Origin of the sequence: Desulfobulbus alkaliphilus (genome assembly GCF_016918545.1) — a bacterium.
Classification (GTDB): domain Bacteria; phylum Desulfobacterota; class Desulfobulbia; order Desulfobulbales; family Desulfobulbaceae; genus Desulfobulbus; species Desulfobulbus alkaliphilus.
In genome coordinates this window covers 32,607-56,178 of record NZ_JAFFQC010000009.1, presented here as the reverse complement: position 1 = coordinate 56,178, position 23,572 = coordinate 32,607, and the positions used below count along the sequence as shown (strand labels likewise).

Sequence of the window (23,572 nt, the reverse complement as noted above, 5' to 3'; positions counted from 1 at the left end):
GCTCAGTCCAGGGCGGCAGCGATGATGCCGGGCAGCGGCGCCAACTGCTCCCAGTCCATGGCGGCATTGAGGGAGAGGCGCAGCCGCGAGGTCCCTGCCGGAACCGTGGGCGGCCGCACCGCTTTCACCCAGTATCCCTGGGCGCAGATTCGTTCCGCCGCGGACACGGCTTGGGCCGCATCGCCGACCATGACCGGGACAATATTGCTGCTGCCGTGGGTGCGCAGTCCGGCCCGCAGCAGGGCCTCGCGGAACCGCGCCGCCATCCGGTCGACCTTGATCCGCTGCTCCTGCATGTGGGGAATCCGCTGAAGCACATAGGAGAGCCAATGCACGGAGATCGGCGGCATCCCGGTGGTGAAGATCTGTGACCGGGCGGTATTGAGCAGATAATCAATCAAAACCCGGGCACCGACGACAAAGGCCCCCTGACCGCCAAAGGCCTTGCCAAAGGTCCCGGTGAGAATCTCGATATCGCCGACAACCCCCAGCTCTTCCGCCAGACCGCAGCCCTGCTCCCCCCTGATACCGACCCCGTGGGCCTCGTCCACATACAAGGCGGCCCGCCAGTGATCCTTGATGCGGACCAGTTCCCGCAGGTCCGCGGTATCGCCATCCATGCTGAAGATCGATTCGGTGACAATGAAGACCTGATTGTATTGTCCCCGCAAACGGGCGAGCAGATCCTCGATGGCCTGGTAGTCCAGATGGGGATAGCGGATGAGCCTGGCCCGCGACAGACGCATGCCGTCGATCAGGCTGGCATGGCAGAGTTTGTCGGCAAGGATCAGATCCTGTTTGCTGGCCAGGGCGGGGAGGATGCCGATATTGAGATGATAGCCGGAGTTGAAGACCAGGGCAGCCTCTGTCTGGTACAACGCGGTCAACTGGTGTTCCAGTTGCCGGTACGGCAAGGTGTTGCCGGTCATCAGGCGAGAAGCGGTACTCCCCAGGCCGTAGTTTTCAAGCAGATTCTCTTCGTTCTGCTCCCGGTAAAATTCCCGCAGCAGCTCCCGGTTGGTTGCCAGCCCCAGGTAGTCGTTGCCAGCGAGATTGAGGTAGGGGCGGCCGTCTATATCGATACAACCCAGGTCCAGATGCATCACCGGGACCAGAGAACGGTGCTGTCCTTGCTGTTCTATATCCGTCAGCTGGGCGGCGAGATGGTGGTGGAGATCAGTTGACATGGATATGTTCTTCCTTACAGGAGCGCATACAGGGCCTCATTGAAGCCCACCAGGAGGCGATCCCCAATCCGCAGGGTCGGAGCCCGCAGAGTACCGGACCGGCCCAGGGTCTGGGCGAGGATCTCGTCTTTGTCGTCGGCTTGCGGATCAAAAATGCGCTGTTTTTTGCCCCGGGCGACATGGATTTCCTTTGCCTTGGCGAGCAGCATCCAGGCGTCATCTCCGGCCAGCGCTTCTTTTCTCGCATCGCTGACCTGCGCGATGGACAGGTTCTTCTCTTTGAGCACAGCCTGTGCTTTGATGCACGAAGCTCAGCCTTTTCTCAGATACGCCCAGTCAATCTGCATTATCTCCTCCTTACGAAGAACACAGGGGTGAAGGCCTGCCACATAGAGCCTTGCCACGGAGGTGGACATAAACCGGTCCAGACGCCGGGAACCGTGTGTACCTTTACCCTTTCCCCCGGGGCAATGCAAGGTCGACAGGTTCGCGTCCACCAACAATTGTTTCCCCTCTGTACGGATCCGGGTTTTCGAAACAAGCGGAATCCGGTACAGGGACAAGGAGACCCTTTCCTGAATCCGTGACGGCTGGACTCTTGTTCTGGGTGCATAGTACTGTAATCATATTATAATTACGGAATAACCCTTGACAAGAAACTGCACCAGCCGCCCCTTGGGCCACCATCAACCGGAAAGGATTTTGGTATCCTCGAGGACGATTTCCAGCTCTGCCAGATCGATTTCATTGAGATTGAGCAGGGTTGCCTCAAGGGTCGCGGGCAGAAGCAGGGAGGCATTGTGCACCAGGCCGATACCGAGTTTGTGGCAGACCAGATTCGCCATCCGCACCACCAGCAAGAGGACATTCTTGCTGTCAATTTCGTCTGCATGGTGCTCCCGGGCAATAACACAGAAGTGGTCAGGCATGTTCCATTGCGCGAGCAGTTTTCCGCCTTCCCGGGCATGCAGCCTGGCCATGGCCTCCAGGAGCAGGGCATCGGTAATCTTGACTTCCCTGTTGGTCCGCTTGATCTGTTCAATTACCATCAAGATAAACAGTTTACCGACATCGTGGAACAGTCCGGCGAAAAAGGCCTGTCCCGAATCTACCCCATAGGCATATCGTTTACTCAGCCACACCGATCCATAGGCACACCCCACGGAGTGCTGCCAGAGCTTTTTCATCACCTGCTGGAGGACCTTGTCCTTGCTCTTGAAATGCTGCTGCGAGCTGGCAAGGAGAACGATTTTTTCCACCTCCGGCATTCCGAGGCGCATGACCGCGGACCGGACCGTACTAACCTCGGCAAGGCCACGATAAAAGGAGGAATTGGCTATTTTCAGCACCTGAGTGGAGAGGGCTTGATCAGCGGTGATGATCTTTTCGATGATGCGGATATCGGGTTCTTCTTTTGCCAGCTCTTGCTGGATACGGCTGGCAGCAGCGCTGAACACCGGCAGGGGCACATTGTCGGCTTCTATGGCCCGGTTGACAGCATCGATAAGGGAAACAGAGGCGGTCATTTATACTCCAGAGAGGCGACGGAGTTCGAGGAGGGGACGCGGCGGGTTGAAGATAGGAAGACAGCGCAGGACTTCGTCCAGGGTGGTGATCCCGGCTGCAGCCTTGACCAGGCCGTCTTCGAACAGGGTGACCAGGCCGGAATGATTGATACTGATGGCACGGATTTCATAACTGGTTTTTTTATCGAGAATGGCATTGCGAACCTGTTCGTCCAGGACCAGCAGCTCAAAAACCCCTACCCTGCCACGATAACCCGTCTGTTTACAGGCTCTACATCCCCGGCCTTTTTTAAACTGGGCACCCTGCAGGTCGACGCTATTGCAGCGTAAACGCTGCAACTGAATGGGCGTGGGGCTGGTGTCAACGGCACAGGTCGGGCAAACCCGCCGCAACAAGCGTTGGGCAAGGACACTGACCACCGTTGATGACACCAGAAATGGAGCAATATCCATGTTCAGCAGGCGAACAAGGCCCCCGATGCTGTCGTCGGTGTGAAAGGTGGACAACACCTTGTGACCGGTGAGTGCCGCCTGAACAGCCACTTCAGCGGAATAGGTATCACGGATTTCACCAATGACAATAACATCCGGATCCTGACGGACAATATGGCGGAGGGTCTCTTCGAAGGTCAGGTCGATCTTGGGGTCAATGGAACATTGGGCAATACCTTCGATCACATATTCCACCGGCTCCTCGGCGGTAATGATACTGACCTGGGGATTTTTCAGGGTATGGATACAGCTGTATACGGTAGATGTTTTCCCGGACCCGGTCGGACCGGTGACCAGGAGCACTCCGCTGGGCTGGTAGACGGCATCTTCGAGAAAACGGGAGAGCATCCGTGGTGCCAGACCGATGGCTTGCAGGTCAAACAGTTCCTGCTTGCGATTGAGCAGACGGAGGACGATTTTTTCCCCGTGAATGGTGACAAAAAAGGAAACCCTCAGGTCCAGTTCGCCCTCATCGTACGCAAAGAGGATGCGGCCCCCCTGATGGCGTCTTTTTTCGGCTATGTCGGCCTGACACATAATCTTGATACGGCTCGACAGCGCCGGAATGATCTCCTTGGGGTACTCCTGGAAATGGCTGAGAACACCGTCTTCACGAAATCGGACCTGCAATCGGTCCTGGAGTGGTTCGATGTGAATATCACTGGCATTGTTCTTCACCGCCGCCAGGATTATGGCATTGACAGTGCCGACAATGGTTGAAGTGCCGAGGGTCAGGGGCTGACCAGCGCTTTTTTCCGATAACTGGTCAAGGGTTTTTTTAATGGACCGTTCCTGGGCAATAATGGGGACAATGCCCGCCCCCAGGTATCGTTTGGCAACCTGCAGGGCTTCCTGGTCCAGAGGATCGGCAAAGGCGACCCGAACCATGCCATCCTCGCTCCTGAGAGGGATAAAGCCATGGGAGATCATCGATGCCCTGGGCACCTTGCTGCACATTTTTTTATCGATATTGTTCAGGGCCGGTTCGATGATAGGGTAGCCCATCTGGATGGAGAGGACTTCGATAAAAGCCTGTTCATCGATAAAATTGTGGCGGACCAGGATACGGCCTAGTTTTTCCCGATTCTCATCCTCCTTTTGCAGGCGACAGGCGGCTTCGAGATCCTCGGGTGACAGATAGCCAAGTTCGGTCAGCAGATCACCGATGCGGATCGGGGCTGACGTTTTACTCAAGGTGTCCTTGACGTCCTGATCGGTGACGAACTTAAGATCCTTGAGAATTTTGAGCAGGGGTCGAAAAGAGGTCAGCTTGGCTTGAATGCGAACCGCATGTTCCACCTGCTGGCGATTGACTTTGTTGGTTTGCAGCAGCAGGTCAATGATAGTGCCGTAGCTCTCTTTTAACGCTGTGGTCATGCTGTCAATGTTCCCCGGATTCGTGAACGCCCCCAAGGGTGGCTGGTGAAGGTCATCATTAAAGATGACCCTGAAATTGCAATCTGCTTACAGGAAAATGAAACCCAAACAAGATCCGCCCCGAATGGCGGCTGGTGAAGGTTCTCCTTAAGGATTCCGCTGTAATTATCATATAATTACAGCAATATATACCCAAAAAAGCGTCCAGCCGTCACGGATACAAGGGGTAATGGCAACATGCTCAGGCAATGGTTCTGCAAGTGGTGGAGTGGTCATTGCGATCTTTTTCTCTGCATCGCGTACAAAGATTATACGTGGATTCGATTCGTGATTCAAGGTAATTACATGCCAACAGAGGATGAATCAGGCCGGCGGCCCAAGATACCTGCAAACAGCACCGCGTCCGCGGTCAGGGCGAGAACAACTCCACCCGATTGCGACCTTTTTTCTTGGCACGATACAGGGCCTGATCGGCCAGCTGTAGTAGATCCTGGGCGGTGGCAGGTAGATGCTCCTGCAGCGAAGCCACGCCGATGCTGACGGTCACGGGCCATTGCCGTCCCTGATCGCTGAACTGATACGCTTCGACCAGACCGCGAATTTTTTCGGCGACAATTCCAGCTCCGGCCAGATCGGTTCCCGGGAGGGCGACGACAAATTCCTCGCCCCCGTACCGTGCGCCCAGATCACCACAGCGGACAGTTGATTTGATCATGGTACCGATACCTTCCAGGACATAATCACCAAAGGGGTGGCCACAGGTATCGTTGACCTGTTTGAAATGGTCAAGATCGAAAAAAAGACAGCTGAGATCGGCTTGAGCGCGCAGAGCCATGGCAAACATTTCCGCAAAAGCTTCCAGGAAAAATCGTTTGTTCCGCAGACCGGTGAGCGCATCATTCACCGCCTTGTCATACAGATCCCGGTTCAAATCCTGGAGATGGCGGACATGTTGTCGCAATTGCAGATGAACCTGAACCCGGGCCAGCAGCTCTTCGACAATAAAGGGTTTGACCAGATAGTCGGTGGCGCCGGCTCGGAACATTCGCAGCACAGCGTCGCTCTCTCCAGATCCACTCAGTGAGAGCATGGGCAGATGCTCTGCTTCCGGCAGCTGCCGGGCGAGATGGATGCATTCGTCTCCCCGCATGACCGGCATATCATAATCGACAATGATCAGATCGATCCGGTCGATATATTTTTTGAGCAGATCGTAGGCTATTTTGCCGTTTTCCGCCTCAAATACGGTCAACCCGATCTGCTCCAGGCAGGAAACGACCATTTTCCTGACACCTCGATTATCATCGATCACCAGGGCATTCATTCCGCCATAGGTTGCCTGGGGCCGCAGTACCCGGCTGACCGCGGCGCTAATATCGCCGCGGACAAAAGGTTTGGAAATAAATTGCAGACTTCCCAGGTGGAATCCGCGACTCCGGTTGACCAGGGTATCGTTGGCCGAGACAAAGAGGACCGGGGTGCGGATCTCCGCATCACCAAACAGGCCGCTGCTCTCCATTTCACGCAATTTTTCACAGCAGGCGAACCCATCCATTCTGGGCATGTCGATATCCAGGGTGATCAGATCCGGTGGAGACGCCATCCAATGCAGCGAGGAAAGAGCCTCCAGACCATCGCTGAATGTTATGACCGAGTATCCGTCGGCTTCAAGTTCCTTGCCGATAATGGCTCGCATGGTGGAGCTGTCATCCACCACCATGACCGTATGTGTTCCCCTGGACGCCCCCTCCTGCTTGCCGGGGCCCTGTCCGGATGTCTTTTTTTTTCCTGGTGTTGTCACGGCACGACCCGCTTTTTTCATTATTACACCCTCTCCCGCGCTCTTTTTCTTATTGTATGCAAAAAAAGAAATCCAGCAAAGACGAAAATCAAAGGACATGGTAGCGATCAGCATCCTACCCCAAGGGCCTTGCCCGGCAAAACCGTGCGCTCTTTGGTTATTTGTTTGACGGACCGGGAAGCGCTTTTTACAGTACCAGGGTGAGTGGAATGGACAGGAGCCTGATAAACCAGGCCGTTACCAGCCCAGGTGATCAGGTTCGTACCCACTCCTGTTCCATGCTCTCAGGTTCCCTGATTCAGGAGTAACCGTGGGAAAGAAAGCCAGCATAAACCATGCAAGGAGGATAATCATGCAACAGTACCCATTACCCGGAGAAGGCCTGATCCCGGCCCTTGGCCTCGGCACCTGGAAATCGGCATCCGCGGAGGTGACCAAGGCGGTCGAGGAGGCGATTACCGCCGGCTACCGCCATATCGACTGTGCCCCTATCTATGGCAACGAACCCGCGGTCGGTACAGCTCTGTCCAGGGCGTTTGCCGCGGGGACCGTTTCCCGGCAGGACCTGTGGTTGACCTCCAAGCTGTGGAACAATGCCCATGGCCCTGATATGGTGCAACCGGCTCTGGAAAAAACCCTGCTCGATCTGCAGGTGGACTATCTGGATCTCTTCCTCATCCACTGGCCTGTGCTGTTCCGGTCCGATATCATCTTTGCCCGCAACGGTGACGAGTACCTTCCGCTGGATAGTATTCCGATCATCGATACCTGGCGTGCTCTGGAGGCCTGCGTGGCCAAGGGACTGACCAGGTATATCGGGGTCTGCAATTTCAGTATCAAAAAACTCGACAACCTGTGTCAACAGGCGACCATCCAGCCGGTCAACAACCAGATTGAAATGCACCCCTACCTGCAACAGCCGGAAATGGTCAAGTACTGCCAGGCCAACAACATCCTGCTCACGGCCTATTCACCTCTGGGTTCGGGAGACCGGCCCAAGGGGATGAAAAAGAAGGATGAACCATCCCTGCTCGATAACCCGGTCATCCAGCGCATAGCAACCCGACACAAGGTCAGCCCCGGACAGGTGTTGATCAGTTGGGGATTAGCGCGGAAAACGGTGGTTATCCCCAAGTCAGTCCACCCGCAAAGAATCCGGGAAAATCTGGCGGCGGCCGGCTTGATTCTCGATGCCGGCGACCTGGAAGAAATTGCCACTCTGGACCGCGGCTACCGTTTTGTCGACGGTTCCTTTTTCCAGATACCAGGCTCACCGTACACCGTGAAGGAATTATGGGATGAATGATAACCGGGCCGTCTTCGCTCCACCTGTTCCGGAAGAATGATTGAAATTCAGTGCATTTCGGCCCCCGGACTCCAGGTCGATCGTTTCATGGCCACAGCGGACCAGGCCTGGTGTTTCATCGGCAGCAATGCCTCCGGTATCGACATTCTCTGCGATGTGCTCAGTGGCGAGGATGTCGGGGTCCAGGCGGATGTCCTGCGTCTGCCAAGCGACCTCGGTGTGGTTTCATTCAAGCGCCAACAGGCGCTTTTCGAAGAGGAACTGCGTCGGGACGACAGCGATTTTCTCGATCGAATCGACCCCGGGACACGGGCCGGCGATTTTGTCACCGAGCGGGAACAGCACCGGGAACTGATTGATCTGTTCGCTCTCGGCAACCTCCTGGACAGAGGATATCGGCAGCTGAGTTCCGGCGAGTCAAGGAAACTCTGCCTGTTGCAACAGGTGACCCGGGCCGTTTCCTGCTTGCTGATCGAAAACCCCTATGAAGGCCTGGACCATGCCGGGTGCAGGGACCTGGACAGCACTCTGGCCCGGCTGCGCGGCCACGGAACGGCTTTATTGGTTTTTGTCAGCAATACCTGCGATATACCACCATGGTGTTCTCACCTCGCCGTCCTGGACCAGGGTGTTCTTGTCCTGCAGGGTCCGGTTGTCGAGGTCCACGCCGCGGCCTGTTCGTTGCTCAAGCGGCAAGCACCGTTATTCCAGGCCTCGGTCACCGTCATAGGTGGCGAACGTCCGGCAACCAGCACCAAGCCGCCCGGAACAAACCTGGTCACCCTCCGCCACGGCTTTGCTCGATATGGCGATGTGGCGGTGTTCGCCGACCTCGACCTGGAGATCAATAAGGGGGACCACACCTTCATCTCCGGTCCGAACGGCTGCGGCAAATCAACCTTGCTGCAGATCATCACCGGAGACAACCCCCTGTGTTATGTCAACGATCTCACCCTGTTCGGTCAACGTCGTGGCTGTGGTGAGTCTATCTGGGACATCAAGAAACACCTGGGCATTGTCAGTCACGACCTCCACCGCAACCATCGTATGGTCGGCACAGCCCTGACGGTCGTCCTTTCCGGGCTCTTTGACTCCATCGGCCTCTATGCCCAGCCGACCCATGCGCAGCTGGACCTGGGTCGCAGGTGGCTGCAGCGACTCAGCCTGGCTGCAAAAGAGAAAACCCCTTTCCGGCAGCTTGGCTACGGAGAGCAGCGCCTGATTCTTCTTGGCCGCGCCCTGATCAAAATGCCCCCCCTGCTCATTCTCGATGAACCTACCCAGGGGCTCGATGAGAAAAACCGCCATGCCCTGCTTGATTTTCTCGAAGACATCGCCAGGGAGGGGTTGAGCACGATCCTCTATGTCAGCCATCGCCAGGACGAAGACCGCGATTTTTTCAGGCAGAAAGTCTGCTTCTCTTGAAGCAGCTCGGCACATGAAACAAATCTGAATCACCTGAATCCGTGACGGCTGGTTTTTTGTTTTGCATACATTTTGCTGTATTCAGGTTATAAGTGCGGTGACCTTTTGAACAATATCCTGAATCCGTGACGGCTGGAATCTTGTTTTGGGTATATCTTGCTGTAATCAACTTATAATTGCAGCGGAACCCTTGACAACAACTTGCACCAACCGCCCTACGGGACGTTCACGGATCCAGGAGTACGTCATCCAACAACCAGGAGGAAAACAATGCGGATCGGAATGATTTTCATGGCGCTGTTCTGTCTTGCAGGGATCAGCACCATCCACGCTGCGGAAAAGGAACTGATGGTGGGCTTTGTGTATGTCTCACCAGTGGGTGATGCGGGCTGGTCCCACGCCCACGATCAGGGGCGACTGGCCCTGGAGGAAATGCCCGGTGTCAAGACCGCCTTTGTCGAGGCTGTCGCCGAAGGTCCAGACGCCGAGCGGGTCATCCAAACCATGGCCCGCCGGGGGTACGATATTATTTTTGCCACCAGTTTCGGATACATGGACCCGATGCTCAAAGTTGCCGGCCAATTTCCAAACACAGTGTTCATGCATTGCTCCGGGTTCAAAACTGCTGACAACATGGGCAATTATTTCGGTCGTATTTATCAGGCCCGCTACCTCTCCGGCATGGTTGCTGGCGCCATGACCACCTCCAATGTCATCGGCTATGTAGCCGCTTATCCCATCCCTGAAGTGATCCGGGGGATTAACGCCTTTACCCTGGGGGCACAGGCAGTGAACCCTGATGTCACCGTCAGGGTGGTCTGGACCAAAACCTGGTATGATCCGGCCATGGAGAAAGAAGCAGCTAAATCATTGCTCGATGCCGGTGCCGACATCATAGCCCAACATCAGGATTCGCCCGGGCCACAGGAAGCGGCCCAGCAGCAAGGTGTCTATTCCATCGGCTACAATACCGACATGAGCCGATTTGCCCCGAATGCCCATCTCACTGCTCCGATCTGGAACTGGGCTCCCTATTACCAGCAGGTGGTCGAGCAGGTGCGGAACGGGACCTGGACCGCCTCTTCCGACTGGCCGGGAATGGCTGAGGGGATCGTCGACCTGGCTCCCTTTGGCCCCATGGTCCCTCAAGAGGTTCAGGACCGGGTTTTAGCAGTGAAAGAACAGATCATCCGGGGGGAAGAAAAGATCTTTGTTGGACCGATCAATAATCAGCAGGGGGCCGAGAAGGTCGCCGATGGGGTGGTCCTGCCGGATGAGGAGCTCCTGAGTATGAACTGGTTTGTTCAAGGGGTGGTCGGGACCACTGAATGATCGACAGGGCTGCAGGCTGAAACGCCCTCAGCTCGGACCGTGCACCTATGGCAGCAGGATTCAGGATCTTAAAAAGGCAGGAGCAGCCGGCATGGCGCTCCTGCCTTATTGTCCTGGCCGCGGTGAGCCTTTCGCTGCTGCTTGGTCTGCTGCTCCTTGCCATTCAGGGCACGCCGCCCCTCACCGGCTTCAAAGTGCTCCTGCAAGGCGCCTTCGGCTCTCGCTGGGCTTTGGAGGATTGCCTCATCAAAGCGATTCCCATCTTTCTCTGTTCCCTGGGGGTCGCCATTGCCTTTCGGCTGCGGATCTGGAACATAGGCGCCGAAGGTCAGTTCGCACTTGGTGCCGTGGGCGCCACCTGGATCGCCCTCTCCTTCCCCGGACTGCCCAAGTTCTTCCTTCTTCCCCTGATGGTTCTCATGGCCTGCCTGGCCGGTGGTTTCTGGGGGATGATCCCCGCTCTGCTTCGCCAGCGGGCGGGGACTAATGAAATCATCGTCACCCTGATGATGAACTACATCGCCATTCTCTTCCTCGATTTTCTTGTCTACGGGGCATGGCGGGACGTATCAGGATTTCCCATGACCGCACCCTTCCCCCCGGGAGCGGTGATCGGTACCATGGGCAGTTCCAGCGTCCACTGGGGGCTCACCCATTGCCTGGTTCTGGGCTTGCTGGTCTGGATTTTTTTCCGGTTTACCCGCTGGGGATTTGAAATCAAGGCAAGCGGCGACAGTGTCCGGGCCGCTCGTTACGCCGGCATCCCCTATGATCGCCTGGTGGTCCTGGTCATGGTTCTCAGCGGTGCCCTGGCCGGCTGGTCGGGATTTCTCGAAGCCTCGGCCTCCCTCAATCGTTTGCAGCCCTCCATCATGGCCGGTTATGGATTTACCGCCATTGTCGTTGCCTGGCTGGCTCGCCTCAACCCGCTCAATATCGCCATCAGCTCCTTTCTGCTCGCGGGATTGCGGGTGGGGGTAGAGCACCTGCAACTTGACCTGCGGGTACCGGCAGCCTTCGGTTCCATCCTGGAAGGATTGATTCTGATGACCGTCCTGGCCGGCGGCTTTTTCATGCGGTATCGCATTGTCCCGCGGAGCCGCTCATGACCGTGGAAATACTCATTCCCCTGCTGACCGCGGCGGTGATTTCCGGCACCCCGATCCTCTATGCCACCCTGGGGGCGATGTTTTCCGAGAAATCGGGAGTGCTCAACCTGGGAGTCGAAGGGGTGATGCTCACCGGCTGCCTCACCGGGTTTCTGGTCGCCAAGGCAAGCGGCAACCCGGTCCTCGCTTTTTGCGCTGCCGGCCTCGCCGGGGCCTTGACCGCGTCGCTGCACGGATTGGTCTGCCTTGTTTTCCAAGGGAACCAGGTGGTGTCCGGCCTCGCCCTGACCCTTCTCGGCACCGGTCTGGCCAATTACTTCGGAACAGCTTTTGTCGGTCAGGCCGCACCCGGTTTCACTCCTGTCCCCATTCCCTTCCTGGCCGACATCCCGGGGCTTGGCCCTGTTCTGTTCAACCATGACCCCCTGGTCTATCTCAGCTATATGCTGCCGCTCCTGTTCTGGCTGTTTTTTACCTACACCCGCTTTGGCCTCAATCTCCGGGCCACCGGCGAATTCCCGGGAGCCGCTGCTGCCGCCGGCATCAATGCGGTTGCCTATCGCTGGGCCGGGGTGCTGGTCGGTGGCTTTTTCATGGGGCTTGGAGGAGCCTACCTGTCTTTGGCCTATACCCACCTGTGGACCAACAACCTCACCGCCGGTCGGGGCTGGATCGCTGTGGCCCTGGTCATTTTTTCTTTCTGGCGTCCGGGTCGGGCCGTATTCGGTGCATATCTCTTTGGCGGCATCATGGCCCTGCAACTCAGACTGCAGGCTTTTGGCACCACCCTGCCCTCATCACTGCTGCTCATGCTGCCGTATATCCTGACCGTGGCTGTGCTGGTTTTTTCTTCCCTGCACAAGAAAAAGACAGGAGCACCGGCAGCCCTCGGTGTCAACATCGAACCAAGGGATTGACTCCGGAAGCTGAATCCGTGACAGCCGGACGCTTATTCCGGATTCATCACGCTGCAATGATCTTGTAATAGAAACAAAACCTTTGACAACACCTTCCACCAGCCGCCCTTCGGGGTATCCGCTCACGGATCCAGGCGGAAGATATCAACGGATGATGCAACACTTTTCAAGAGGTCTGCGCATGGCTGATAACGCCAGATACAAACGAACCTATCCCATTTCCTGGGAACAATTGCACCGGGACTCCAAGGCCCTGGCCTGGAGGCTTCTCAATATCGAATACTTCAAAGGCATCATCGCCATCACCCGCGGCGGCCTGGTACCTGCGGCCATCGTTGCCCGTGAACTGGACATTCACCTGGTCGACACCATCTGCATTTCCAGTTATGACTGGCAGGATAAAAAAGGCGAGGCGGAAATTCTCAAAGGCATCGATGGCGATGGTACAGGATGGCTGCTCATCGATGACCTCGTCGATACCGGCCGCACCGCCAAAATCGTCAAACAGATTGCCCCCAAAGCTCATTTTGCCACGGTCTACGCCAAACCGGCCGGACGGCCGGAAGTCGACACCTTCATCACTGAAGTGAGCCAGGACACCTGGATTCTCTTTCCCTGGGACGCGGAGTCCCAGTTCGTTCACCCCATGATCACCGGACAGGTATAATCCCGTGACTAATCCCGTGATCGGTGACCAGCAAATGCCTGCCACACATCCTGTTATCCGCCTGGACCGGCTCAGCAAATCATTCGGTTCCGTGCAGGCCAACAAAGATATTTCCCTGGAGATACATCGTGGGTCTGTCCTCGCCCTCCTGGGAGAAAACGGGGCTGGCAAATCCACCCTGATGTCCATGCTGGCAGGGCAACTGCAGCCGGACAGCGGCCACATCTACCTGGACGGCGCTCCAGTGGAGTTCACCACTACGGACAAAGCTCTTGCCGCAGGTATCGGCATGGTCTACCAGCATTTCAAGCTGGTGGAAGCCATGACCGTCGCTGAAAACATTCTCCTTGGGCAACCACGGGGTTTCTGGCTGGGCAAAGCCTCCATGGGCCGCACTGTCCGGCGGTTGGCCGAGGCCTACGGCATGCATGTCAAACCGGATGCCCTGGTCGCGGATCTGTCCATGGGAGAAAAGCAGCAGGTTGAAATTCTCAAGCTCTTGTACAGGCAGAGTAGCATTCTTATATTTGATGAACCCACCGCGGTTCTGACCCCTGCCGAGGCCGACAGTCTTTTTGCCACCATGCGGCGAATGACCGGTCAGGGCAAAGCCATTGTCTTTATCAGTCACAAGCTGGAAGAGGTGCTGTCAATCGCCGATACCATCGCCATTCTCAAACGGGGCGAAGTGATCGATCGCATATCAGCTGCGTCGATTCCCTCGGCATCCGAATTGGCGCGGCGGATGGTGGGACGTCCGGTTCTCCTGCAGGTGAACAAGAAACCCGTGCCGACACGGCAGGTCGTTCTCAAGGTAGCCGGCCTCCAGGGAGGGGGGCTGCGGGGAATCGATTTTGAACTCCGTCAGGGTGAGATTCTCGGACTGGTCGGAGTGGCCGGCAATGGTCAGAAACCTCTGGTTGAAAGCCTGTGCGGCTTGCGCCGTCCCAGGCAGGGGACGATTCGTCTTCTCGGCCAGGATTGGAAACACTTTTTTTCCCGTCAGACCTGGGAAAAAACCCTCAGCTACGTTCCAGAGGACCGTCAGGGCCTGGCAACCTGTCCCAGCCTTGATCTGCTCGATAATTTTCTCCTCACCACCAGGGGCGGCTTTGTCAGAGGTCCCTGGTTACAGAAGGAACCCGCCCGGGCCAGGGCCGAAAAACTGCTTATCGAGTTTGACATCCGGCCACCGGACCTGCAGACCTTTGCCTGGCAGCTTTCCGGCGGCAACTTGCAGAAACTGGTCCTTGCCCGTGAATTTTTTCGAAAGCCCCGATTGATTGTTGCCGAACAACCAACCCAGGGGCTCGATATCGCTGCCGCGGAAGATGTGTGGAATCTGCTGTTGCAGGCCAGGGAGCAGGCCGGCATTCTGCTGGTGACCGGCGATCTGGTCGAAGCGCTTGCCCTGTCCGACCGGATTGGGGTACTATTCAACGGCTCCCTGGCCGGTATGATCGAGCGTGACGACCCGAAGGGGATTGAGCAGATTCCCTTGATGATGGCCGGACTGGAGTCCGAGGCGAGTAGCAGTGCGCCTTAACCCGTGCCCATCCGGAAACGAGGTTTCTTGTTTTGAATCGAGGCGTGCCGGCGGATTGAACCCCAGGCCTGCAGATACTATCCTGAATCCGTGAGCGTTCGTCCGTGCGTCAACTTCGTTGTTCGTGGCCGTTCGATTAAAGTACACTTTATCGGACGGTTACGGACAATGAAGATGGCGTGCGGACGGATGCTCCGAAGGGCGGCTGGTGAATTTTTTTCAAGGGTTTAGCTGCAATTATGATATGATTACAAAAAGATATATCCAAAAAAGTGTCCAGCCGTCACGGATTCAGGACTATTCCAAGGATTAGATTTGACAGGACAACCAAGAGTCAGGGAAACAGAGCTGTTTCCTGAAGGGCACTAACAACAGGAGGAACCATGATAGCATCATACAAGACGTATCAACCGCAGGTCGGCAAAGGGGGATGGGTGGCTCCCAATGCCACTTTGATCGGCGATGTCTACCTGGGAGAAGATGTCTCTCTCTGGTTCAATACGGTAGTGCGCGGGGATGTACATAGTATCCGCATTGGCGCGCGAACGAATATCCAGGACAATTCACTGGTGCACATCACCCAGCATGAAGGTGAAGAGCGAAGTGCCCAGGACGGCCACCCCACCGTCATCGGCTCGGAAGTCACCGTGGGCCATCGCGTTATCCTGCATGGATGCACGGTGGGTGACCTCTGCCTGGTCGGCATGGGAGCGGTTCTGCTCGATGGTGTGGTCATCGGTCGAGAATCGATTGTCGGTGCCGGTTCGGTGGTGACACCAGGCAAACAGTTTCCTCCCCGCTCCTTGATTATGGGCACTCCGGCCAAGCTGGTTAGGGAAGTGACGGAAGCGCAGATCAGCGAAATCCAGGCTTCCTGGCGCCGCTATGTCGCCCTGAAAAATGATTACATCAAGGCTGGGATAGGAGACAGCTTTTAGGCATGACCAGAGCGGGAACCTGGTGCGGTTCCGATTTGCAGGTGCAGGCAGCCAGGGCCATGCACCTGCCGGGAAACAGATACGCGCCAACAATCCCCTGATCAGGTGACCAGAACCGAATTGGCTTCTCCGTATTCGTTGGGCGCGTAACCGTCGGCTTCAGTGTCGTTGACCCAGACACCGCCGTCGAGCACATACCGAAAAAGATATGTTTGCCCGGCCGGGAGGGAAAGGCTTACCGAAAAACTGCCGTCCTTCAGCTGTTTCATCGGGGTATCCTGAAGGGACCAGCCGTTGAATTCTCCCGCCAGCACAGCGGAACGGGCGCTCTCTTCATTATCGTATTTAAAGGTAACGCGACAGACCGAACCGGTTTTCGAATAACTTTTCTTCAGCATACCCTTCTCCTTACTGCCATAGAGTCTGAATTTTGAAGGGGTCCGAGCATTTTTAGCAATACGACCCACACCTTATCCTTTTATTATCCTTTTCCAGAATCCTGTCAATAGAAACTCCGATAACTCGAGGGGTTCGGAAAAATAAGCGTACAGGCCCCATTATTGTGTACTGAGTGCAGGTCAACGCTTGCCTCATCCCCTGTTCTTTTCATGCGGGCAGAACATCAATCAGCGATGACCATAAAAAAACAGACCAGCGTCCGCACGCACATGATCCCCGAACTCCTGGCTCCGGCCGGCAGTTTCGAAAAGCTGACAACCGTCATTCATTATGGGGCTGATGCCGTCTATCTGGGCGGCAAGGAGTTCAGTCTTCGTGCCCGTGCCGCCAACTTTGATCGGGATGCCCTGCAGCGCGCCATCTCGTATGGCCATGATCATAATGTACGGATCTATGTGACGGTCAATATCTTTGCCCACAATCAGGACCTGGACCACCTTGAGGACTACCTGCTCCTGTTGCAGGAGTTCGGCGCCGATGGTCTCATTGTCAGTGACCCCGGTATCCTTGCCATCGCCCGCCGCGTGGTCCCGGACATGCCGCTGCATCTGTCCACCCAGGCTAATGTCACCAATCACGCCAGCGCCCGTTTCTGGAGCGAACAGGGAGTCGTCCGGGTGAACCTGGCCCGTGAGCTGGGACTGGAGGAGATTCAAACCATCCGCGCAAGGACGGATGTGGGGCTGGAAGTCTTTGTCCACGGGGCTCTGTGTATTTCCTACTCCGGTCGTTGTCTGCTGAGCAGCTATTTTACCGGGCGAAACGCCAATCAGGGCGACTGCGCCCACCCCTGCCGCTACTCCTACGCTCTGGTCGAGGAAAAAAGACCGGGCAAATATTTTCCCGTGGAGGAAGACCACCGCGGCACCTACATCTTCAATTCCCGTGACCTGTGCCTCCTGCATCGTCTGCCCCTGCTGATTGCAGCCGGTATTGATGCCGTGAAAATTGAAGGACGCATGAAGTCAATCAGCTATGCTGCGGCGGTGGTGCGGTTGTACCGGTTGGCTCTTGACTGGATCCGGGAACAGGTTCTTGCGGGAAGACAGGCCCAAGCCCTTATTCTTCCAGAAATTTTTCATAAAGAAGCAGAAAAGATCGGCACCCGTGGACAATCTGAAAATTTTTTCACCGCTAGCCCTTCATCCGCGGACATGATCTATGATACAATGCGACTGGAACAACGGTATGTACCGGTGGCCATTGTCCGAAACGTTACGCCTCTGCTGGTGGAGACGCGGCATGGCCTTTCTCTGGGTGATCGGATTGAATACCTCGGCCGCGCCATTGAGCCGGACATGGTCCAGGTGACCGGCATGTGGCTTGAAGACGGTACACCCCAGAAACGGGTGCATCCCAACACGCGCGTTCTCCTCCGTACCGATCCACCTCTGCCCTCTATCGAAAGCCAATCTTTGTTACGCAAACAAATAGAGCCTCTATGAAACCGTTTCTCAATGTCCCTTTTCTTCCGGAGGAAGGTTATGTCGAATTTCTGACATATTGCGCCCCCGACCTGGACAGTGTTCATTTCAGCCTGCTGCACAGTCCGCCTCTTGACAGCCGGATCAACATTCATCCCCCGGGTGACCAGGAAAAAATTCTTGCTGGTCTGGAGCGACTTCCCGGGGTACGAAAATACGCCCTGCTCAACAGCAGGTTTTATTCTCCCGACCTGCTCACCAGGCCGGAAAAAATCAAACCCCTCATCCAGATCCTCGACCAGTACCTGGCACGCGGCGTGATCGATGGCATCGTGTACTGTGATCATTATCTGCTGCAGCTGCTCGCCGATAAGGCGCCGACAATCGCCGCCCGCCTCGAAGCGGTACCGGGTGTCAACATCATGCTCGACACCTGCGACAAAATCGAAGCCCAGCTGGCGTATGTCGATGAAACCGGCTTCATGATGCCGGGAAAAATTATTCTGGATCGTTCTCTCAACCGTAATCTGGACGAACTGGCCAACATCGCTCTGAAAATTCATCGGCATTTCCCCGCTTTGAAACTAGAGGTTCTCGCCAACGAGGGATGCCTTCCCTATTGTCCCTTCAAACTCTCCCATGATGCGTATATCGCTCTGGGTAACCTCAATGGCCGGGACCAGACCCACCTTCTGAATTGCGATCTCGGCTGCATGCGGTTGATTGACCAGAAACCCCATAAACTGCTGCTTTCTCCCTTTATCCGCCCCGAAGATATTGACCTGTTCCTATATCATATCGATACGATCAAGCTGTGCGGCCGGACCCTGGGATCGGATTTTCTCATGAATGCCATCCGCGCCTATCGATTGCGACGCTACGATGGCAATCTGCTCGACCTGATGGATGCCCTTTCCTGGCTGGCCGGACGCCTGCATGTCAACAACCGGATGCTGTCCTTCGATTTTGCCAACATGCTTTCCCAATGTGATAAACGCTGCCAGCAGTGTGGATTCTGTAAGGAACTGTTTGATTCGATAGCTCATCCACAACCACTGACCATCAAGAATCACCAGGCAACCAGCCAATGACCTGGATCCGTGAGCGTTGGTCCGTACAAGTGCCGATGATGCACCCGACAAACGGATGGCGACACAAAGCGAGACACATCACCTGAATCCGTGACATCAGTGAAGACAACCCCCCATGGGAGTGTGTATGGAAGCCTTTGAACAGCTGCTCACCGAATCAACCCGCATACACGGTCACCTCTGTGCCGGTCAGGTTATCGGTGTGAGAATGGCCATGGCCGGTCTGGAGCGGATCGGAATCAATGATCCTAAAGGAGCTGATCGAAAAAAACTCTATGTGCTGGTGGAAATTGATCGCTGTGCCACCGATGCCATCCAGTCGGTGACCGGTTGCAGCCTGGGCAAACGATCGCTGCGCTGGGTCGACTTCGGTGTCATGGCAGCCACCTTTGTCAACCTGGAGAGCGGTGCTGCCGTACGGGTCACGGCCCGTGAGGAAGCGCGGGCTCTGTCTTCAACATATTGTCCGGACATTGTCGACAAATATCAACGCCAGCTCGAGGCGTACAAGGTGATGCCTGTTGCCGATTTATTTCTCTTCCAGGAGGTCAGAGTGTCGGTGCGGGACTGTGACATGCCGGGACGACCTCTTCGCCGGGTTCAATGTCAGCACTGCGGCGACTGGGTGCAGGATTGTCGTGAAAGGGAGCAGCAAGGACAAACTCTGTGCCGGGCCTGTAGCGGCGAACGTTATTATGAAGTGCTGCAAACAAGGTGAACATGAGCGACCTTGCCCTGTCCGCACCGGGAACAGGGCGTTTCTCACCCTTGTTGGGTACGGATGACATGAGACCTGGCAAGTATGCCCCTGAATGTGATCGGTGGTGAACTCACCACCTGTCCATACCTTCAGTGTCTATTGCCGGGCACGCTATGGCCGAACCATCGGCAAGATCCCCCTCGAAACAGGTCACCCTTGTCCCAACCGGGACCGCGGTGGCTGTCTCTATTGCCGCCCTCTCAGTTTTACTCCCCAATCCCTGCGGCCCGGTGACTCGCTCGATGAGCAAATCCGGCGAGGGAAAAAATACCTGCTCTCCGGACGATTCACTGGTTATTTCGGTTATTTTCAACAAGAAACACCGACATCTCTGGCAACGTCCCGTTTGTTGCCTCTCTTGACCAGCGTAATTGCCGATCCCGAGTGTGTTGGTCTGATTATCGCCGCCCGTCCCGATTGCATTGCCGATGATCTGCCGGCCGCATTGGCGGATCTGGTCCAGAGCAGTGGTAAGGAATGCCTGATTGAACTGGGCCTGCAATCAATCCATGCCCGGAGCCTCCAACAGCTCAACCGCAACCACGGCGTCCATGACTTTTTTTCAGCTGTACGTCGGATTAAAACTCAAGACAGCCTGCGGATCGGTGTCCATCTCATTCTCGGCATCCCCGGTGAAACAGAGGCCGACATGCTGGCAAGCGTAGAAACTGTTTGTGCTCTCGGAGTCCATGCACTCAAACTGCATCACCTCCAGGTCCTGAAGGATACCCCCCTGCATAGCCTCCATACAAAAGGGCTGGTTCCAACCTTCAGCCTCGATGGCTACCTGCAGCTCCTGCTCCGCCTGTTGCCCAGGATTCCCTGGGAGGTGGTTCTTCACCGCCTCTGGTCCAGTGCCCACCCACACCTGCTGGTAGCCCCGCGCTGGCATCTTCATGCCACGGAATTGAGCCAGCGACTCCAGGCATCGATGGCAGAGCAGCATATCCGCCAGGGACAGGATGTCGATTCTGTTGAAAGTACAAGATGATTACAGCAAGATAAATCCAAAACAAGCGTCCAGCCGTCACGGATTCAGGATTATGGAAACAGCGAAGTCAGGCGGGCGAGGCGGTGAGCGCGTCGCAGTCGCTTCAGGGATCCAGAAAAATCAAGTTGATAGCGCTGCTGGTACCTATGGAGGTTTGTTTGTGCTTCCTTGATCTGTTTTTTGGGGATCTCGGAGGGGAAGACCAGGAGAATCACGTTGCTTCGTTTCCGGACCTGCAGTCGCAATTGCCGACCTCCACTTGCAGCCCGGACGGCTTGATGGGCCATCTCATAGAGACGCTTGTCGCCGCTCCACAGGTTGATGGCCAGGACACCATCCGATGACAAGCGATTGAGAGCAGCACGATGAAAATCAGCGAGAAACAGAGGACCGGCCATGGCCCCGGGAGTGAATATGTCGACAAAAGCGATATGATACCTTGAGGTATCCGAGGTCTGCAGAAAAGAAAGCGCATCCTGCTGAATGACGTTGAATCCGTCCCGGACCGGGAGTTTGAAATACCCACGGGCCAGGCGAATGACCTGCTCATCTTTCTCCACCGCATCGATGCGGGCCTCAGGGTGGTGATGGACGAGAAAATGAGCCATGGCGCCCCCTCCCAGACCGATGAGAAGAAATTTTTCCGGCGAGGGGTGCAGCAGGAGGGCGGTCATCATCCAACGGGTATAGGCCAGTTGAAGGACCCAGGGAGTGCGCAGGTCGATGCAGCTCTGCTGTTCCTGGCTGCCGAAACGGAGACTGCGCAGGGTATCCTCGTCCGTTACCAGGAGTGGATACTCGCCGGTATGACCGCTGAATACAAGCTCCTGCATGCACGGTTTCCATAAAAAAGGCCGCAGAGCTGATGAATACCTGGATTCGTGAGCGTTCGTCCGGTCGTCACGGATTCAGGAAAAACACAGCTGTGCGGCCTGTTGGTCATAGCTTCAGCCTTCTTCGCTTGAACAAGGCCGAATCCTTTCCAGGGGGAGCGATGGAACGGCTGGTTATGGCTCAGAGGCGCATTCCGGATTTCTTTTCATGCACGATGAAAATCAGCACTGGCCTCTGATCCCTCATCTGGCCGGCGCCTGACTGCCGTTGTCAACGGCAGAACCGGCAATGGCACCACGATTGACTTTCACCCGTACCCCCTCGGCTATTTCAAGGGTGACGACCGAATCGCTCAGGTTGGTGATCTGGCCATGGATACCGCCACCAGTGATCACCTTGTCTCCTTTTCGTAAGTTGGAAAGGTACTGCTGATGCGCCTTGGCTTTTTTTTGCTGAGGCCGGATCAAAAGAAAATAAAAAACAACAAAAATGAGAATGAGCGGGATAAATTGAGCAAAAGTGGCAGCACCTCCGGCTGCTGCACCGTCTGCAGCCCATGCAACTCCATTCATGGAAAAATCCTCCAATTATTCATTAGTGTGGGCCAACGGATCGATCCGTTGATCATAAAAGTTGCGGCGAAAGGTCATGAAACGATCTTCCTTGATCGCATCACGCATACCGGCCATCAGTGAACAATAATAATACAGGTTGTGGATACTGTTCAACTGATAGGACAGAATTTCACGGCTTTGAAAAAGGTGTCGCAGGTAGGCCCTTGAAAAATGGCGGCATGTATAACAGCCGCAGCTCTCATCCAGAGGCCGCTGGTCATCCTGAAAACAAGCATTTTTTATAACAAGTCTGCCCTGTGAAGTAAAGAGCATTCCATTACGGGCGTTACGAGTGGGCATGACGCAATCGAACATATCGATACCGTGGTACACCCCTTCCACCAGATCCTCCGGTGTACCGACCCCCATAAGGTACCGGGCCTGATGGACCGGCAAATGATCGGTGGTGGCTGCCAGCATCTCGATCATCAGTTCCTTGGGTTCCCCCACCGACAACCCGCCCAGGGCATACCCGTCAAAGCCGATAGCTTGCAACTCCTCTATGGCCTCAAGGCGCAGGTCAGCGTACATCCCGCCCTGGACAATGCCAAAGAGAAGTTGACCGGTGTCGGTTTGCGCCGCACGGCATCGCCTGGCCCAGCGTGCCGTCAGGTCAGTGGCCTGAACAGCCTGATCACGGGTTGCCGGATAAGGGATGCAGGTATCAAGAGCCATCATGATGTCGGACCCCAGGGCCTCCTGAATCTGGATGGCGTTTTCCGGACTGAGGAAAAGGCGGGTACCATCAATATGGGAGCGGAAAGCTGCTCCTTCTTCGCTGATTTTAGCCAGCTCCCGGAGACTGAAAATCTGAAACCCTCCTGAATCGGTCAGGATGGGTTGCTGCCAGTGCATGAAGCGGTGCAGGCCACCGAAGCTCCGGATCAGTTCATGACCTGGACGGAGATACAGGTGGTAGGTGTTACCGAGAATGATCTGTGCGCCAATCTCGGCAAGATTTTCCGGTGTCATGGCTTTGACTGAGGCCCGGGTCCCCACCGGCATGAAGACCGGGGTCTGTACCGGACCGTGCAGGGTCGTTAAGGTAGCGCATCGGGCCTTGCATTCCGTTGATCGGCACTCAAGAGAAAAAGGGACGACGGTCATTGTCTGCTCACGGTTCCAGGCTTATGCTTCTTCGACCTGCACTACGGTTACCTCGAAATGAAGCACTTCCCCGGCCAGGGGGTGATTGAAATTAAGAGTGGCCATGGCATCGGACACTTCGGTGATAACCCCCTGCAACTCCTGCCCCTGCGGTCCTTTCGCGGTGAGGACCGCACCGATTTGCCGGGCTTCCTCGGGAAGATGCTGGAGAGGCACCTGGATATAGGCCTCCTCGGAGAGAACACCGTAACCGTTTTCGGGTTCGATGCTTACCTGAAAGGTTTCACCGGCCCTTCGCCCCTCAAGAGCCTGTTCCAGGCCGGCGATAATTTCCTCGCTACCCTGGGTGTACCTGAGAGGTTTCCCGTCAACATTACTGTCAACGGTTTCGCCGTTATCCAGGGTCAGGGTATAGGTTATGGCAACGGATTTTCCTTGATTGATAATCATGTCTTTCCTCATCGACAATGGTGACCGGTCCGGAATATCCGTACCGGAGAGGTGAACCGGAGTACACGTTTACTGGATGCAGACAGAGGTTACCTGACCAGAGAACTTGAACCGGAAGTGAACACTGCATAGCCACAGCTATAAACCGGGCGGCGAGCAAATGCAAGGATGAGGAGGACCGGGTACTTTCATCGGCCTGAAGTGGAGAGCCTGAAAGCT

General features: G+C 55.9%; 22 protein-coding genes. 12 read left to right on the top strand and 10 right to left on the bottom strand.

The window, feature by feature from the left end:
- Positions 1-2: 2 nt before the first annotated feature.
- The 5 genes from JWG43_RS06615 to JWG43_RS06595 all read right to left on the bottom strand — a co-directional run bounded on the left by JWG43_RS06615 (position 3) and on the right by JWG43_RS06595 (position 6,404).
- A complete protein-coding gene (locus tag JWG43_RS06615) occupies positions 3-1,187 on the bottom strand; it encodes an aminotransferase class I/II-fold pyridoxal phosphate-dependent enzyme (protein WP_205242039.1) in 1,185 nt (394 codons plus the stop codon).
- A gap of 14 nt (positions 1,188-1,201) precedes the next feature.
- Positions 1,202-1,489: an ArsC family (seleno)protein gene (locus JWG43_RS06610; RefSeq protein ID WP_338033245.1), complete on the bottom strand. Its 288-nt coding sequence runs from the start codon at positions 1,487-1,489 to the stop codon at positions 1,202-1,204.
- 384 nt (positions 1,490-1,873) lie between these two features.
- Positions 1,874-2,713 (bottom strand): HDOD domain-containing protein, encoded by an 840-nt coding sequence (locus JWG43_RS06605; RefSeq protein ID WP_205242037.1) that lies wholly within the window; start codon positions 2,711-2,713, stop codon positions 1,874-1,876.
- Complete coding sequence (locus JWG43_RS06600) at positions 2,714-4,582, bottom strand: GspE/PulE family protein (RefSeq protein ID WP_205242036.1); 1,869 nt, start codon at positions 4,580-4,582, stop codon at positions 2,714-2,716.
- Between the two features lie 409 nt (positions 4,583-4,991).
- Entirely contained in the window at positions 4,992-6,404 is a 1,413-nt protein-coding gene (locus JWG43_RS06595; protein ID WP_205242035.1) for a diguanylate cyclase, read from the bottom strand.
- A 331-nt stretch (positions 6,405-6,735) separates the two neighbouring features.
- Between JWG43_RS06595 and JWG43_RS06590 the strand changes: the two genes are divergently transcribed.
- The 8 genes from JWG43_RS06590 (at position 6,736) to JWG43_RS06555 (ending at position 15,623) form a co-directional block, all read left to right on the top strand.
- Positions 6,736-7,689: an aldo/keto reductase gene (locus JWG43_RS06590; RefSeq protein ID WP_205242034.1), complete on the top strand. Its 954-nt coding sequence runs from the start codon at positions 6,736-6,738 to the stop codon at positions 7,687-7,689.
- 36 nt (positions 7,690-7,725) lie between these two features.
- Entirely contained in the window at positions 7,726-9,114 is a 1,389-nt protein-coding gene (locus JWG43_RS06585) for an ATP-binding cassette domain-containing protein (protein ID WP_205242033.1), read from the top strand.
- A 282-nt stretch (positions 9,115-9,396) separates the two neighbouring features.
- Entirely contained in the window at positions 9,397-10,446 is a 1,050-nt protein-coding gene (locus tag JWG43_RS06580) for a BMP family ABC transporter substrate-binding protein (RefSeq protein ID WP_371925161.1), read from the top strand.
- A 47-nt stretch (positions 10,447-10,493) separates the two neighbouring features.
- Positions 10,494-11,555: an ABC transporter permease gene (locus JWG43_RS06575; protein ID WP_205242031.1), complete on the top strand. Its 1,062-nt coding sequence runs from the start codon at positions 10,494-10,496 to the stop codon at positions 11,553-11,555.
- On the top strand, positions 11,552-12,472 hold the full coding sequence (locus JWG43_RS06570) for an ABC transporter permease (RefSeq protein WP_205242030.1): 921 nt from the start codon (positions 11,552-11,554) through the stop codon (positions 12,470-12,472). The genes JWG43_RS06575 and JWG43_RS06570 overlap by 4 nt, the downstream gene beginning before the upstream one ends.
- Positions 12,473-12,653: 181 nt before the next feature.
- Positions 12,654-13,139 carry a xanthine phosphoribosyltransferase gene (gpt, locus tag JWG43_RS06565; RefSeq protein WP_205242029.1) on the top strand — a complete coding sequence of 162 codons (486 nt, stop codon included), beginning with the start codon at positions 12,654-12,656 and terminating at the stop codon, positions 13,137-13,139.
- Positions 13,140-13,173: 34 nt separating this feature from the next.
- Positions 13,174-14,685 carry an ABC transporter ATP-binding protein gene (locus JWG43_RS06560; protein WP_205242028.1) on the top strand — a complete coding sequence of 504 codons (1,512 nt, stop codon included), beginning with the start codon at positions 13,174-13,176 and terminating at the stop codon, positions 14,683-14,685.
- A gap of 383 nt (positions 14,686-15,068) precedes the next feature.
- Positions 15,069-15,623, top strand: a complete 555-nt coding sequence (locus JWG43_RS06555) for a gamma carbonic anhydrase family protein (RefSeq protein ID WP_205242027.1) — start codon at positions 15,069-15,071, stop codon at positions 15,621-15,623.
- 101 nt (positions 15,624-15,724) lie between these two features.
- Here the strand turns inward: JWG43_RS06555 and JWG43_RS06550 are convergent, their stop codons facing one another.
- On the bottom strand, positions 15,725-16,021 hold the full coding sequence (locus tag JWG43_RS06550) for an isoamylase early set domain-containing protein (RefSeq protein ID WP_205242026.1): 297 nt from the start codon (positions 16,019-16,021) through the stop codon (positions 15,725-15,727).
- A gap of 234 nt (positions 16,022-16,255) precedes the next feature.
- Between JWG43_RS06550 and JWG43_RS06545 the strand changes: the two genes are divergently transcribed.
- The 4 genes from JWG43_RS06545 (at position 16,256) to mnmL (ending at position 20,348) form a co-directional block, all read left to right on the top strand.
- Positions 16,256-17,527, top strand: coding sequence for a peptidase U32 family protein (locus JWG43_RS06545; protein WP_205242025.1), 1,272 nt, complete (start codon positions 16,256-16,258; stop codon positions 17,525-17,527).
- A complete protein-coding gene (locus JWG43_RS06540; protein ID WP_205242024.1) occupies positions 17,524-18,597 on the top strand; it encodes a hypothetical protein in 1,074 nt (357 codons plus the stop codon). Before JWG43_RS06545 ends, JWG43_RS06540 begins: the two co-directional genes overlap by 4 nt.
- Positions 18,598-18,724: 127 nt before the next feature.
- A complete protein-coding gene (locus JWG43_RS06535) occupies positions 18,725-19,315 on the top strand; it encodes an FmdE family protein (protein ID WP_205242023.1) in 591 nt (196 codons plus the stop codon).
- 106 nt (positions 19,316-19,421) lie between these two features.
- Positions 19,422-20,348: a tRNA modification radical SAM protein MnmL/YtqA gene (gene mnmL, locus JWG43_RS06530; protein WP_205242022.1), complete on the top strand. Its 927-nt coding sequence runs from the start codon at positions 19,422-19,424 to the stop codon at positions 20,346-20,348.
- 50 nt (positions 20,349-20,398) lie between these two features.
- On the opposite strand, the gene JWG43_RS06525 is transcribed toward mnmL, so the two are convergent.
- The 4 genes from JWG43_RS06525 to JWG43_RS06510 all read right to left on the bottom strand — a co-directional run bounded on the left by JWG43_RS06525 (position 20,399) and on the right by JWG43_RS06510 (position 23,353).
- Positions 20,399-21,181: a fused MFS/spermidine synthase gene (locus tag JWG43_RS06525; protein ID WP_205242021.1), complete on the bottom strand. Its 783-nt coding sequence runs from the start codon at positions 21,179-21,181 to the stop codon at positions 20,399-20,401.
- A gap of 243 nt (positions 21,182-21,424) precedes the next feature.
- Positions 21,425-21,754, bottom strand: coding sequence for a preprotein translocase subunit YajC (gene yajC / locus JWG43_RS06520; protein WP_205242020.1), 330 nt, complete (start codon positions 21,752-21,754; stop codon positions 21,425-21,427).
- A 15-nt stretch (positions 21,755-21,769) separates the two neighbouring features.
- The gene (tgt, locus tag JWG43_RS06515; protein WP_205242019.1) at positions 21,770-22,903 is read right to left on the bottom strand and encodes a tRNA guanosine(34) transglycosylase Tgt; all 1,134 of its coding nucleotides are present in this window, start codon (positions 22,901-22,903) and stop codon (positions 21,770-21,772) included.
- Between the two features lie 21 nt (positions 22,904-22,924).
- A complete protein-coding gene (locus JWG43_RS06510) occupies positions 22,925-23,353 on the bottom strand; it encodes an FKBP-type peptidyl-prolyl cis-trans isomerase (protein WP_205242018.1) in 429 nt (142 codons plus the stop codon).
- Positions 23,354-23,572 lie beyond the last annotated feature (219 nt).

Bases quoted from the DNA above. Each gene is read 5' to 3' on its own strand.
- JWG43_RS06615 (WP_205242039.1), bottom strand. From the start codon at position 1,187: ATGTCAACTGATCTCCACCACCATCTCGCCGCCCAGCTGACGGATATA.
- JWG43_RS06605 (WP_205242037.1), bottom strand. From the start codon at position 2,713: ATGACCGCCTCTGTTTCCCTTATCGATGCTGTCAACCGGGCCATAGAA.
- JWG43_RS06600 (WP_205242036.1), bottom strand. From the start codon at position 4,582: ATGACCACAGCGTTAAAAGAGAGCTACGGCACTATCATTGACCTGCTG.
- JWG43_RS06595 (WP_205242035.1), bottom strand. From the start codon at position 6,404: ATGAAAAAAGCGGGTCGTGCCGTGACAACACCAGGAAAAAAAAAGACA.
- JWG43_RS06590 (WP_205242034.1), top strand. From the start codon at position 6,736: ATGCAACAGTACCCATTACCCGGAGAAGGCCTGATCCCGGCCCTTGGC.
- JWG43_RS06585 (WP_205242033.1), top strand. From the start codon at position 7,726: ATGATTGAAATTCAGTGCATTTCGGCCCCCGGACTCCAGGTCGATCGT.
- JWG43_RS06580 (WP_371925161.1), top strand. From the start codon at position 9,397: ATGATTTTCATGGCGCTGTTCTGTCTTGCAGGGATCAGCACCATCCAC.
- JWG43_RS06575 (WP_205242031.1), top strand. From the start codon at position 10,494: ATGGCAGCAGGATTCAGGATCTTAAAAAGGCAGGAGCAGCCGGCATGG.
- JWG43_RS06570 (WP_205242030.1), top strand. From the start codon at position 11,552: ATGACCGTGGAAATACTCATTCCCCTGCTGACCGCGGCGGTGATTTCC.
- gpt (WP_205242029.1), top strand. From the start codon at position 12,654: ATGGCTGATAACGCCAGATACAAACGAACCTATCCCATTTCCTGGGAA.
- JWG43_RS06560 (WP_205242028.1), top strand. From the start codon at position 13,174: ATGCCTGCCACACATCCTGTTATCCGCCTGGACCGGCTCAGCAAATCA.
- JWG43_RS06555 (WP_205242027.1), top strand. From the start codon at position 15,069: ATGATAGCATCATACAAGACGTATCAACCGCAGGTCGGCAAAGGGGGA.
- JWG43_RS06550 (WP_205242026.1), bottom strand. From the start codon at position 16,021: ATGCTGAAGAAAAGTTATTCGAAAACCGGTTCGGTCTGTCGCGTTACC.
- JWG43_RS06545 (WP_205242025.1), top strand. From the start codon at position 16,256: ATGACCATAAAAAAACAGACCAGCGTCCGCACGCACATGATCCCCGAA.
- JWG43_RS06540 (WP_205242024.1), top strand. From the start codon at position 17,524: ATGAAACCGTTTCTCAATGTCCCTTTTCTTCCGGAGGAAGGTTATGTC.
- JWG43_RS06535 (WP_205242023.1), top strand. From the start codon at position 18,725: ATGGAAGCCTTTGAACAGCTGCTCACCGAATCAACCCGCATACACGGT.
- JWG43_RS06525 (WP_205242021.1), bottom strand. From the start codon at position 21,181: ATGCAGGAGCTTGTATTCAGCGGTCATACCGGCGAGTATCCACTCCTG.
- yajC (WP_205242020.1), bottom strand. From the start codon at position 21,754: ATGAATGGAGTTGCATGGGCTGCAGACGGTGCAGCAGCCGGAGGTGCT.
- tgt (WP_205242019.1), bottom strand. From the start codon at position 22,903: ATGACCGTCGTCCCTTTTTCTCTTGAGTGCCGATCAACGGAATGCAAG.
- JWG43_RS06510 (WP_205242018.1), bottom strand. From the start codon at position 23,353: ATGATTATCAATCAAGGAAAATCCGTTGCCATAACCTATACCCTGACC.